Source organism: Pseudomonas frederiksbergensis (genome assembly GCF_003732665.1).
GTDB classification, from domain to species: Bacteria; Pseudomonadota; Gammaproteobacteria; order Pseudomonadales; family Pseudomonadaceae; genus Aquipseudomonas; species Aquipseudomonas frederiksbergensis_G.
In genome coordinates, this window is sequence record NZ_MOBP01000002.1 from 55453 (window position 1) to 67248 (window position 11796).

The 11796-nt window shown below is 56.2% G+C and carries 12 protein-coding genes; 7 read left to right on the forward strand and 5 right to left on the reverse strand.

The features are described from left to right. Positions 1 to 2: 2 nt before the first annotated feature. The 7 genes from BK665_RS03155 (at position 3) to BK665_RS03185 (ending at position 6995) form a co-directional block, all read left to right on the forward strand. Complete coding sequence (locus BK665_RS03155) at positions 3 to 782, forward strand: AraC family transcriptional regulator (RefSeq protein WP_123402822.1); 780 nt, start codon at positions 3 to 5, stop codon at positions 780 to 782. A 198-nt stretch (positions 783 to 980) separates the two neighbouring features. Continuing rightward, the gene (locus tag BK665_RS03160; protein ID WP_123402823.1) at positions 981 to 1904 is read left to right on the forward strand and encodes a LysR substrate-binding domain-containing protein; all 924 of its coding nucleotides are present in this window, start codon (positions 981 to 983) and stop codon (positions 1902 to 1904) included. A 132-nt stretch (positions 1905 to 2036) separates the two neighbouring features. Next, positions 2037 to 2900 (forward strand): alpha/beta fold hydrolase, encoded by an 864-nt coding sequence (locus tag BK665_RS03165; protein WP_123402824.1) that lies wholly within the window; start codon positions 2037 to 2039, stop codon positions 2898 to 2900. A gap of 221 nt (positions 2901 to 3121) precedes the next feature. Next, a complete protein-coding gene (locus BK665_RS03170; RefSeq protein ID WP_123402825.1) occupies positions 3122 to 4348 on the forward strand; it encodes an MFS transporter in 1227 nt (408 codons plus the stop codon). A gap of 242 nt (positions 4349 to 4590) precedes the next feature. Next, positions 4591 to 5337: an SDR family oxidoreductase gene (locus BK665_RS03175; RefSeq protein ID WP_123402826.1), complete on the forward strand. Its 747-nt coding sequence runs from the start codon at positions 4591 to 4593 to the stop codon at positions 5335 to 5337. A 159-nt stretch (positions 5338 to 5496) separates the two neighbouring features. Then, positions 5497 to 6381 (forward strand): alpha/beta fold hydrolase, encoded by an 885-nt coding sequence (locus BK665_RS03180; RefSeq protein ID WP_123402827.1) that lies wholly within the window; start codon positions 5497 to 5499, stop codon positions 6379 to 6381. Positions 6382 to 6671: 290 nt separating this feature from the next. Next, positions 6672 to 6995, forward strand: coding sequence for a hypothetical protein (locus BK665_RS03185; RefSeq protein WP_123402828.1), 324 nt, complete (start codon positions 6672 to 6674; stop codon positions 6993 to 6995). Positions 6996 to 7052: 57 nt separating this feature from the next. Here BK665_RS03185 and BK665_RS03190 read toward each other — a convergent pair whose 3' ends face one another. From BK665_RS03190 to BK665_RS03210, 5 genes are all read right to left on the reverse strand, one after another. Next, positions 7053 to 7679, reverse strand: a complete 627-nt coding sequence (locus tag BK665_RS03190; protein WP_123402829.1) for a LysE family translocator — start codon at positions 7677 to 7679, stop codon at positions 7053 to 7055. Positions 7680 to 7746: 67 nt separating this feature from the next. Next, on the reverse strand, positions 7747 to 8745 hold the full coding sequence (locus BK665_RS03195; protein WP_123402830.1) for a bile acid:sodium symporter family protein: 999 nt from the start codon (positions 8743 to 8745) through the stop codon (positions 7747 to 7749). Positions 8746 to 8848: 103 nt separating this feature from the next. Then, positions 8849 to 9124: a hypothetical protein gene (locus BK665_RS03200; RefSeq protein WP_123402831.1), complete on the reverse strand. Its 276-nt coding sequence runs from the start codon at positions 9122 to 9124 to the stop codon at positions 8849 to 8851. A gap of 21 nt (positions 9125 to 9145) precedes the next feature. Next, a complete protein-coding gene (locus tag BK665_RS03205; protein WP_123402832.1) occupies positions 9146 to 10084 on the reverse strand; it encodes a methyltransferase in 939 nt (312 codons plus the stop codon). Next, a complete protein-coding gene (locus BK665_RS03210; protein WP_123402833.1) occupies positions 10081 to 11490 on the reverse strand; it encodes an iron-containing redox enzyme family protein in 1410 nt (469 codons plus the stop codon). Before BK665_RS03210 ends, BK665_RS03205 begins: the two co-directional genes overlap by 4 nt. Positions 11491 to 11796 lie beyond the last annotated feature (306 nt).

Consider the following 11796-nt stretch of genomic DNA (forward strand, 5'->3'; position numbering starts at 1 on the left):
CTATGACCGACTCGAAGAGCAGCGAGCCCGAGGACTATCAACATGTCCCTCGGGATATCAGTGGGATGCCACGGGACCAGCCCGCCGGGAGCTATAACGCCCCTCATCAGCATTTTCGCGGACAACTGCTGTATGCCATATCCGGCTTGATGAGGGTCAAGACTGAGCACGGACTATGGCTGGTTCCTCCAAACAAAGCGCTTTGGATTCCTCCTGGCATCGTTCACGACCAACTCATGGTGACGTCAGTCCAAATGCGGACGTTGTACGTTTCCCCAGAGAAGTCAAAAGAGATGGGCAGCGCCTGCAGGCTGCTTGAGGTATCGGCTCTTCTGCGCGAATTGATTGTTGCGTTTGTTTCCGAGCCAGTCGAATACGATACAGACGGTAAAGGCATGCATCTGGCCGCACTGATACTGCTGCAAATGGAGGGTGCTGCCACGGTCCCGCTCGTCATTCCCTGGCCGAGTGACCGCAGGCTCCTGGTCGTCTGCAGCGCGATCCTTGCTCATCCCGAAAGCCCCAGGACGATTGAATATTGGGCGGATGAAGTAGGCGCGAGCTCTCGCACACTCATCAGACTTTTTGTCAAAGAAACCAAACTCAGCTTCAGGCAATGGGTACAGCAAGTCCACCTAGCCGAGGCGCTTCATAGGCTCGAACGCGGAGAGGCTTTGGGAAGTGTTGCTCACGCTCTCGGCTATGCGAGTTCGAGCGCGTTTACCGCACTGTTTAAAAAAATCATGGGGGAATCGCCCAGGGCTTATAGGAGCCGAAAATAAACAATCTCCCCTGGCCGGGCGTAACCAGCAGGGTTTGTTTTCTGATGGTGTAATCCTGTCAAAACCAACAAGTCGAAGGATTAACGCTGACATATCACCCACTATTTCATCCCTTTTTCCTTGAAAAGGACTACATTCGTCTGATTGTTTTTCTCTCATAGACCGCTGGGCAAGAGGCCCTACCGTAGAGTCCTTCCTATGCGTGCGCCGGGTCATCTCAACGCTTTAAGAGCCTTCGAGTCTGCAGCACGTCATTGCAGCTACATTCGAGCGGCAGAGGAGCTCAATGTTTCACCTGCTGCTGTGGGGCAGTTGATCAGGGGCTTGGAGGATTCGTACAACGTCATCCTCTTCCATCGTTCCCGCAGCGGCCCCGCTCGTCTCGTGCTTACAGAAGTTGCCTTGTCAATTCTGCTGGAGTTGCAAGGCGGCTTTGACTTACTCGGCGCAGCGGTCGAAACGTTGAAAACCGGGGGCGCAATGGTATGTCTCAACGTGACCTCGTCCCCGGCGTTCGCAGATAAGTGGTTGCTGCAGAGGGTGGAGAGCTTTCAGATTCTGTTCCCTCAGTATGAGCTTCGTTTAGACAGTAATATCCGGCTCGTGAACTTCGCAACGGAGCGAGTCGATCTGGGAATCCGGTTTGGATGCGGTCAATGGCCAGGCCTCGTCTCTACGCATTTGATGAGCGACGAATTTTTCCCGGTCTGCAGTCCCTCGCTGCTACTCGACGAACACCCACTGACATCAATTGAGGCACTTGCATTTCACCCACTGCTGCATGATGTCTCGATGCGTGATTCGCCAGAGTTTTTAACTTGGAAAACCTGGCTTCAGAACATTGGCCGTGTTCATGAAGGTGTGGAACGCGGCTTGCAAATCAATAATTCCGCAACGGTTATTCAATCAGCTATTTGTGGGTGCGGTGTAGCGCTGAGCAGGCGTTCACTCGTTGCGGCAGATCTTGCTGCGGGGCGCCTGGTCAGGCCATTCGGAGAGGCGCAACCGAGTATTTTTTCGTTCTACATCGTGGCCAGAGAAGGCACTCCGATCAGCGCCGCCGCACAGGCATTCAAGGATTGGCTTTTAGGGCAAGCTTCAAACGATGGGCTCTTGAATTGACTGGAACGGAGCAGGAAAGTTTTTCTATCCGACTGGGACAGATCTTCTGATTTGTCGTGCAAATCCCGTATGGCGATAGTGAATCACCGAAAGGCACTCATGAACTCCCGCCCATACAGGAAGCTGAACACCATGAAATTTTCATCCGTCACTGAAGGTTTTAAAATCGCTTACGAACGCTCAGGCACAGGTGATCCTGTCGTGCTGCTGCACGGTTGGCCGGGCGATCACACAGACTACGACCACCTAGTCCCACTGCTTTGCGACTATGCCGATGTACTGGTGCCCGACCTGCGCGGTTTCGGTCAGTCGGACAAACACGAGGCTGATCCAGAGCAGATCTATTCCGGCCAGGGTCAGGCACGTGCCGTCATTGCCTTGATGGACGAGCTAGGCATCAAAAATGCGATTGTTTGCGGATACGACGTGGGTAGTTTCATCTCCCAGACCATTGCATCAATGCGCCCTGATCTGGTTAAGGCGCTGGTGGTATCTCCTCCTCTGCCGGGTGCCGGCGACCGTGTTCTTGAGCTTAAAGAGGCGATGGAATTCTGGTACACCAGTTTCCATAATCTCGAACTCTTCGGAACACTCGTCGATGGCAAGCGTGATGCAGCTCGCGCCTACCTTCATCACTTCTGGTCTCACTGGTCGGGCCCAAGCTACGTCGTCGATGAAAAGCGTATCGATCACCTGGCAGACGTTTACTCACCGCCTGGTGCGTTCAACGCCTCGATCGCCTGGTATCGCTCTTCCGGTAACCCTGTGACCGCCTATGCCACGGAAGTCGCGCCAGCCGCCGCCGATCGACTGAAAACTCCGACCACAATTCTATGGCAGGAAACTGATCCCATCTTCCCGATCACATGGTCTGACCGTTTGGACGATTTCTTCGTCAACTACACACTCCAGCGCTTGCCGGGTGTGGGTCACTTCACACCGCTTGAAGCGACCGAGACCTTCGCCGCGGCCATCCGCGAATGGCTCAACAAGTAACGTCAGTACACCGTCGTAGATCGCTAAAACCGAAAAGCTCGGCTGGCTCATTGAGCCCGCCGACGCTGATCGCTGATCGCTGATCGCTGATCGCTGATCGCTGATCGCTGATCGTTATTCGAGGCTGAGGGGTGAACAACCCGAGTCAAGAAGAACCAGCGAAACCGCTACTTTCTGGAAGAAATTCGTCTGATGGATCAGCAAACATCGGAGCGTGTCAGATGACAAAGTCTTCTGCTGTAGCCAAGCCACCCTCACCGCTTCTGGCGGGTATTGGCTTAATAATCCTTGCCCTGGCCTTGCGACCGGCAATCATGTCCGTTGGCCCCATTCTGACAAGCATCCAACAGTCCTTTGGGCTCAGCTACACGCAAGCTTCCATGCTTACGTCGATTCCGAATTTATGCATGGGGTTTCTTGCACTGCTTGCTCCGTTTCTTGCCAAACGCTTTGGTACGAACTCAACCATCATTGCCTCGCTCGTGCTGTTGGGGCTTGCTACTGCATGGCGAGCAACTGTGGGCACCACCTCAGCCCTTTTGCTCAGCACTGCGATCATTGGCGCTGGAATTGCTATCGCCAACACACTCGTGGCTGGGTGGATCAAGCAAAACTATGACAGTCGCGCAGCCTTGTTTATGGGCATCTTTTCGACAGGACTCAGTGCCGGCGCACTCATCGCCACCTCAAGCACTCTGGCCATTTCTAACGCCTCAGGTTCCTGGCGAACTGGGGCCGGTATATGGGCAGTCCTTAGCCTGTCCGGCACACTGGCATGGGTACTCATGGCCAAGGCGCACCCTGCGCCGACTAGCGTTAAAGGCGCTGGCACATCGGTGAAACTCCCATGGGGAAGCTCCAAAGCCTGGCTGGTCGCGCTTTACTTCGGCTGTAGCCAGTTTCTAAGTTATGCCGTATTTGCCTGGCTTGCTCCCTCGATGCTTGAAATGCAGACATCCACGCTCAAACCCGAGTTCTTGTTGAGTGGGTTTACGTTGGCATTCACAGTGGCGAATTTTGTGATGGGGCTCATAGCGGGCAGCTCCCCTGACCGAAGAGTCTGGATCGCAATCAGCACGGTCATTACGATCGTGGGTATTGCAGGCTTGGCATTTGTCAGTTCGATCTCAGCCGCTATTTTTATCCTGCTTATTGCCGTTGGTTTAGGTGCCGCACTCACTTTAGGACTGACGCTGCCTCTGGATCAAACGAGCTCGGCAGAAGAAGCAAACGCATGGACAGTCTTCAGTAGCCTCATCGGCTACCTCATTGCAGCCATCGGGCCCTATGGGTTCGGAGCGCTTCGAGACTTGTCAGGGGCATTCACTGCCCCGTATGTGCTTTTGTTTATCGTCTCGTTGTTGATGCTTGCACTGACTCCATTGCTAGGACCACGATCCGTGCCCGCCAGTAACTTTGCACGCTCACCAGACAACGAGGTGAGCTGAACACCGTCAATTTTTCGCAAAAACCAAGCCCGCCGGTCTGACCGTCGGGCTTTTTTTTGTCCACTAACAGCGGGCTGGTCGGGCACTCAAGGCGCCAATCTGCCCACTTACCGACCACCCAAGTTTTTCTTTGCATGTGGCACAGATCTTCTGATTTGGCAGTGTTCATGATCGCGCCGATAGTGGGTCCATGCAGTCAAAACCGCCTGCACTCAACCAGCCCTTACCAATGGAGCATCATCATGAAACTGACCAATAAAGTAGCTTTGATCACTGGCGGCACCTCAGGTATCGGCCTCGAAACCGCCAAGCGTTTTCGTGATGAGGGGGCTCACGTCATCGTCACGGGTATCAATCCAGGTCGTTTGGAAGAAGCCAGGAAAGAGCTTGGCCCGGACGCGATGGTCATCTCCGCCGACCTTCGCCAAGTTGCTGAAATGGATCGTGTGATTAAAACCATCCGCACCCGCTACGACCACATCGACGTGTTGTTCGCAAACGCCGGCGCAGGCACGGCGGCTCCTCTGGAAGCGGTCACCGATGAACAGATCGATGAGCAGTTCTCGCTGAACTTCAAAGGCATTTTCTTTACCGTGCAGAAAGCTTCGCCGTTGTTGGTCAAAGGCAGCAGCGTGATCCTCACCACTTCATTCCTCAACCGAGTGGGTGCGCCAGGGCTGTCGATTTTGTCCGCTAGCAAGGCAGCAGTTCGCTCCCTGGCATTGACCCTGGGGGCTGAGTTGGCTCCACGTGGTATCCGCGTCAACGCCATCAGCCCGGGCCCGATCAGCACTCCATTCCACGGCAAACTTGGCTTGTCGGACGCTGACCTGAGCGCAGTGGCAGCCAGCATCGAGGCGCAGGTTCCATTAGGCCGCTTTGGTGAGGCGAGCGAGATCGCCAACTCGGTTGTCTTCCTGGCCAGCGATGATTCGTCTTTCATGACGGGCTCAGAACTTATCGTTGATGGCGGCATCTCGCACTTCTGATACACGTTTAAAACGTTTGAGGCTGCAAAGGTCCCACATCCGGATTTTCGACTGAACTCAGATTCCTTCTGAATAGAGTTTGACGATGGATTGTGGGTGCCTGTAGCTGCTTATAAGTTGATTAAAAAACCCACTGATCATGCTTAAAGAGGCTTTCACATGACTACTTCAGTTCTAACCAACAGCGTTGTCACTCAGTATGTCGAAGCGGACGGAGTGAAGGTCTTCTACCGCGAAGCTGGCGACATCAACGCTCCAGTGATTCTGCTGGTGCATGGCTTTCCATCGTCGTCTCACCAATATCGTCAGTTGATTCCGTTGCTGGCAAAACACTATCGGGTTATCGCTCCAGACCTGCCTGGCTTTGGTTTTACCGAAGTCCCGGCGGCCCGCGAGTACGTCTACAGCTTTGACACTTTGGCCAAAACCCTCGGTGACTTCGTCGACGCGTTGAACCTAAAACGTTACGCCTTGTATTTCTTCGACTATGGCGCACCGACCAGCCTTCGCTTGGCACTCGCTCATCCAGAACGGGTAACGGCGTTGATTTCCCAAAATGGCAATGCTTACCTGGAAGGCCTCGGCGATGCCTGGGCTCCGATCAGAGCTTATTGGGCCGACCCAACGGCTGAAAACCGCAAGGTGATACACGACAACGTCTTGAATCTGGAAGGCACGCGCTGGCAGTACCTACACGGAGTTTCCAACCCTGATGCGGTCGCACCAGAGTCGTATCTGTTGGACGACCTCCTGATGCAGCGTCCAGGCAACAAGGAAATCCAGCTCGACCTTTTCCTCGATTACGCCAACAACTTGAAGCTCTATCCTGCGTTCCAGCAATTCTTCCGCGACACCGAATTGCCAACACTGGTTATCTGGGGCAAGAACGATCCGTTCTTCATTCCGCCGGGCGCAGAAGCGTTTGCCACCGATAACCCGAACGCAGTAATCGAGCTTCTGGATACTGGGCATTTCGCGCTGGAAACCCATGTGGATTACATCGCAGAACGCATCATCAAAGTCGTTGGCGACGCCATCGTCTGATATCTCTCCCTATGGGTTACCACTCGTCTTGAATGACGAGTGGTAACTGAAGGGGTAGCGAAACATTTATCTATTTTCCATGCGGCCACAGACCACTTTGAGTCATTTTCCACCCCTGGCAATTACCCACCCACCTCGCCAGCAATCAAGCATCCACCGCCTCCTCCCACCCATTTCGCATCCACCATTGACTGCATCAATAACAACCATTAACGCAATGAAGTTCTCATATCAGCATCGCGGCGTAAGATCGGCTCCATTCCAACCCACTACACCCGGAGCACACTCTCATGAAACGCCAAGCCATCCTCAGTATCGCGTTCTCGATCTTCGCATTGAATGCTTTTGCCGCTACGTCTGCTCAACCGGTAGTCGCTGAAGGCGGCTCGGATCATCTGATGCAGAATCGTGTCGCCGAAGGTGGCGCTGATCGTCTGCTGGAAAAACGCGCTGTTGCCGACATTCAGGATCGCCTTTTCAGCGACGCGGTTGCCGCTACCGAAACCGACCCGCTGTTCAGCGACGCCGTTGCATCTGATGGTTCTGATCATCTGAAAGGCAACCAGGTTGCCGAAGGTGGTGCGGATCGTCTGCTTGAACGCCGCGCAGTGTGAATGCAGGGTTCTACCGCAGGACTCGACGAAAAGCCCGGCCTAATCCGCCGGGCTTTTTTATCGCTGTTGAAAAGCGACTTTCACTCCAAGCCCGACAAACATCGTCCCGATGATTTTTCCTTCCCAGCGACGCAGCGTTGACAGGCCTTTGATCAACTGGCCCAACGGGCGAATGGTGATGACAAGGAGGCTGGTATAGGTCGCGCTGAGTGCCGAAAAGATCAAGCCCAGCACTGCGAATTGAATCAAGGATGAGCCTGATTCCGGGTGAATGAATTGGGGCAGGAAGGCCAGGAAGAAGATGGCGGTTTTCGGGTTCAGGACTTCGGCGCCGATCGCTTGGAAAAAGGCCTGGGTCGAGGTCACGTCGGCTAATTGTGTTCGTGTAGCGGCGCTTGGCTTGGCGAAGAATGCGCGCACGCCGAGATAGATCAGGTAGCAGGCGCCTGCGGTTTTCACCACGTTAAACGCGAGCGCCGAGGTCATCAGGATGGCCGACAACCCCAGCGCAGCACTGAGGGTATGGATCAGGTCACCAGAGGCCACGCCCAGTCCGGTGGCGATACCGACTTTGCGCCCACCCTGAAGGGTCCGTGTGATCACTAACAGCACGGCGGGGCCTGGGATCAGGAACAGACCGATCACCACGGCGACGTACGTCACGATAGAGGGCAGATCAAACATCGCGAGTCACCTCAAGGCAGGACAGCTCCACAGTTATCCCGATATGAGGTTCGAAAGCAACCCGCCCTCAAGGATCGACCTGCCCCATCATCTCGGCCACGGTTTCCTGGCGATTGGCATAGCGCTGCGCCAACACGGCACACACCATCAGTTGAATCTGATGGAACAACATCAACGGCAGAATCAACACCCCCAACGTGCTGCCGGCGAACAGCACTTGTGCCATCGGCACCCCGGTGGCCAGGCTTTTCTTTGAACCGCAGAAGAGGATGGTGATGCGGTCTTCCTGATTGAAGCCAAAGGCCTTGCCCAGCACCGTGGACGCGACCAGGACCAAGCCCAGGACGACGCAGCAGGCGACCACCAGCCCCGCCAGTTCCCAGAGTGGAATCTGGTGCCAGATGCCTTCGTTCACCGCTTCGCTAAAAGCGCCGTAGACCACCAACAGAATCGAGCCCTGGTCGACGAATTTCAGCCAGCTCTTATTGCGCCCCACCCAGGCGCCGACCCAACGCCGGGCGATCTGCCCGGCCACGAACGGCAGCAGCAGTTGCACGCTGATTTTCAGGATCGCATCAAGGGTCGAGCCGCCATCGCCGTGCACATCCAAAAGCAAGGTCACCAGCAACGGCGTAAGGAAAATCCCGAACAGGCTGGACGCCGCCGCACTGCAAATCGCCGCCGGGACGTTGCCCCGCGCCAACGAGGTGAAGGCAATTGCCGACTGAACGGTGGCCGGCAGCGCGCAGAGGTAGAGCATGCCCATGTACAGGTCGTTGCCGATCAGCGGCGACAGCACTGGCTTGAGCGCCAGACCGAGCAACGGAAACAGGATGAAAGTCAGGCTGAACACCAGCAGATGCAGGCGCCAATGGCCGGCGCCGGCGATGATCGATTCGCGGGACAGCTTGGCGCCGTGCAGGAAAAACAGCAGGGCGATGGCGATGTTGGTCAGCCATCCAAAACCGACCGCTACCTGGCCGCTGGCGGGCAGGAAACTGGCGAGGATCACCACGCTGATCAAGGTCAGGGTGAAGTTGTCGGGTAAAAAACGAGGACGGGTCATCAGGTTATCCAGGCGCCAGAAACAGTGGCCCCACTCTAACGCGCTGGTCATTGACCGACTAACGCCAACAAGCCAGTGAATGTCGGCAAAAGGACATAAAAGCTTACATCTGTAGCGCCTGGCTCAAACCCGGGTGGTAATCCCCTCCCGCCACCGCCCGCAAATAAGCCTCATCCGCCGCCCTGCGCAGGTCCCGCCACTCCTCCCAATTCACAATCCCCCGGCGATCCATCTCATCCGCCTGGCGCAGCAACTCCTCATGATAAACATCCGGGCACTCCATACGCAGCGAGCAGTCGTCGAGCGCACGGTGCCAGGCATCCAGCGCGCAGAGTCGCTGTTCTTGAGCCGGGGTCAGCAGGTTCTGGAATGATTTCATGACGGTATCCTGCAAAAGGAACTACGCCGGCAGACGTCGCGTGACGATCAGCTCCACAGCGGCAATTCGATCAACATTTTCGTACCCGGATTCCAGCAACTCTTCGCCGAAGACGTCCGGGTCGAGTTCCCGGTAGTGCCAGTCCAGGCCCGGGTTATCCAGCGTTTCTTTCACGGCGGCGAGAAACGGGTCCTGGCCCTCAACGATGGCGACGCCGGTGTACAGCAGCAGCGAACCGCCAACGGACAAACGCTCAATCGATTCCTGAGCGATTCTGACGGACAGGTCCGCACCCAAGGCATCACCGCCATGTCGGTAGGCGCGTTGCTTGGAATCCTTCATGTACGGCGGGTTGGCGACGATCAAGTCGAAGCGCCCTTCCACGTCGTTGAGCACGTTGCTGGTATGGCAGGTTACGTTTTTCAGGCCTGCCAGTTCAGCATTGATCCGGGTGAAATCCAGCGCCTTGGGGTTGATATCAACCGCTAACACTTCAGCCTGGGGATTCGCCTGGGCAATGAGCATCGCGCCAGCGCCCGTGCCACAGCCGATATCGACGGCGCGTTTGATCACGCAACGGCTCGAGCGCAAATGCCGCTCGATCGTTTGCGCAAAACGGTAGGTGTCGGGGCCGAAGAACACCGAATCTTCCTGGGTGGTCGGGAAGGCAGAATGCGCGAGCAACAGGTTATCCAGCGATGACCACCGGACTGTGCTTTTGAGGCGCTCATCGTTACGTTCCAACAGTCCGTTTTCGATCAATTGACCCTCGTCGTTCGCAGGCAGCAGGCCCGCCTCGAATGGCCTGTTCCAGCCAAATGCATCACGCAACGTTCTGCCGATTGCGTTACCCGCCCGCTCGTTAACCCGTTGATGGGTGATGGGCGTTGGCGTCACGAAGGTGTAGCCGCTCTGGCGCAGCAGATTACCCAATTGCAGTAGTGCGCACGGTCCACTCATGCTGGTTGCCCCTCGCTCATCAGCTTGACGAATTCCCGCGTGGCGAATAGCCCGGCCGGCGTGGCGTGCATCGCTGGGCACATGAAATCCTTCAACAAGGACATCTTTTCAGCGGCCGCACAGCGTTCAAGATCGCTGATCAGCCCTTGCAAATCCGGGTCGGTTTGCACGATCGAATCCGGTAAACCCACGGCACCCGAGGTCTTGCTCCGGAACTGAAACCGGAAGGCATTGGCCGCGCTTTCTTCCACGATCCGCTCGCCGGCAATCCAGTCCCACAACAACTGTTTTTCATAGCCCGAGAACACCCCGAACATCGGCGCGCCCGCGCCATCGATCAACTTCCAGAAACGGCTGTTGGCCGGGTCTTCATCGCGTTTGATCCAGCCTTTTTTCAGCAAGGCGTCGAGGAAGGCCGGAATCTGATCCGGCTGGGCCAGCCACTCATTGATGGTCAGGCCTTCCAAACGGCAATAGTCGGAATGCATGTGCTGGCCGAACGTCCGTTTGCGTTCGAGCATGGTGATGACTTCCTGCTCCAGGTCGAAGGACTTGATGACCGCCGTAGAGCCAATCCCCAGCTCATTGAGTTTGTAGCCTTGCACCACCCGCCGATAAAACTCATCCCGCTCCGCGCCCATGGGCATCAGCGACAGCACGCTTTGGGCCGCCTTGCGTGCATGGCCGGTGCTGGCGTTGTCGATGGTGACGTGCAGTGTGAAGTAGTGCGGATCGATGCCCAACTCGTTCAACTCGAACGAGGTGATCAGCAGGTGCAACGGCAACTGTTCATAGCCCAGGTTGTAGCCGATCACCTCGGGCAAAAACGCCGCGCCATGCTGACCCAGCGCCAGTTGGATCGCGCCCTGGAGGTAATAGACATCCGCCAGCGTATCGCCGGGGTCGCAGTCCAGATCGGCGATGAGTTTTTTGTACAGACACACATGGTTGAGCGCTGGCTCGCCATCGCCCAACTCTTCCAGATAGGTGCGAATCAGCCCGTGAAACCGATAGTCCGCCCAATGGGGAAGCAGGCCATACAGCCAGGCACCGTCGACTAACTTGGTCGGCGCGACATGCTGCAGGAAATACAGCGCGTGGCTGCGCCCGGTGAAATAGCGTCGGGGACCGCCGGCATGGCGTTCTTGCAGATACGCCGAATACTGTTCGGCTACGTTCGCCACACCCTGGCCGATCCAGGCTTCGAGCTGCTCAGGGCGGATGGGCACCTCGCAGCTTGCATGCTTCGCCCGGGCCAGTTCTCGATGCAGAAATGCCACCGCATCGACTTGTTGCAGCTTTTCACTCGGCTGCAGCAAGGCGTCGTAGACGCTCTTGGCCTGATTACCGTCTGTTACCGCCGGGCCACCGATTGGCGTGCCGGTCAGGGTCTGAAGGAGTGTCATAGGGTGTACCTGGCAGTCATCTCAAAAAATCTCGGCGTTGTGCCGCTCTAATTCTTACGATTCACCCCTCTGCGGAAGATTCATTGAATTTCATGGCGGGCCGGTGGACGGCAATTTACGCGGGCCGAGCTACCCTTTCATGGGGCCGCCTGTCCTTTTTGAGGAACTCTCAGGAACCGTGCTCTCCACCTCCCGAATTTTTGCGTCGATCTGCAATGAGGCCGTGCCGCCCTCCTCTGCGTCCGTTGCCTTTTTCATGCGTGGCATTTCTAGTGTGGGTTGCCGACTGTTGAGTATTGCCGATGG

Bases quoted from the DNA above. Each gene is read 5' to 3' on its own strand.
- BK665_RS03165 (WP_123402824.1), top strand. From the start codon at position 2,037: ATGAAATTTTCATCCGTCACTGAAGGTTTTAAAATCGCTTACGAACGC.
- BK665_RS03180 (WP_123402827.1), top strand. From the start codon at position 5,497: ATGACTACTTCAGTTCTAACCAACAGCGTTGTCACTCAGTATGTCGAA.
- BK665_RS03175 (WP_123402826.1), top strand. From the start codon at position 4,591: ATGAAACTGACCAATAAAGTAGCTTTGATCACTGGCGGCACCTCAGGT.
- BK665_RS03205 (WP_123402832.1), bottom strand. From the start codon at position 10,084: ATGAGTGGACCGTGCGCACTACTGCAATTGGGTAATCTGCTGCGCCAG.
- BK665_RS03195 (WP_123402830.1), bottom strand. From the start codon at position 8,745: ATGACCCGTCCTCGTTTTTTACCCGACAACTTCACCCTGACCTTGATC.
- BK665_RS03155 (WP_123402822.1), top strand. From the start codon at position 3: ATGACCGACTCGAAGAGCAGCGAGCCCGAGGACTATCAACATGTCCCT.
- BK665_RS03190 (WP_123402829.1), bottom strand. From the start codon at position 7,679: ATGTTTGATCTGCCCTCTATCGTGACGTACGTCGCCGTGGTGATCGGT.
- BK665_RS03210 (WP_123402833.1), bottom strand. From the start codon at position 11,490: ATGACACTCCTTCAGACCCTGACCGGCACGCCAATCGGTGGCCCGGCG.
- BK665_RS03200 (WP_123402831.1), bottom strand. From the start codon at position 9,124: ATGAAATCATTCCAGAACCTGCTGACCCCGGCTCAAGAACAGCGACTC.
- BK665_RS03170 (WP_123402825.1), top strand. From the start codon at position 3,122: ATGACAAAGTCTTCTGCTGTAGCCAAGCCACCCTCACCGCTTCTGGCG.
- BK665_RS03185 (WP_123402828.1), top strand. From the start codon at position 6,672: ATGAAACGCCAAGCCATCCTCAGTATCGCGTTCTCGATCTTCGCATTG.
- BK665_RS03160 (WP_123402823.1), top strand. From the start codon at position 981: ATGCGTGCGCCGGGTCATCTCAACGCTTTAAGAGCCTTCGAGTCTGCA.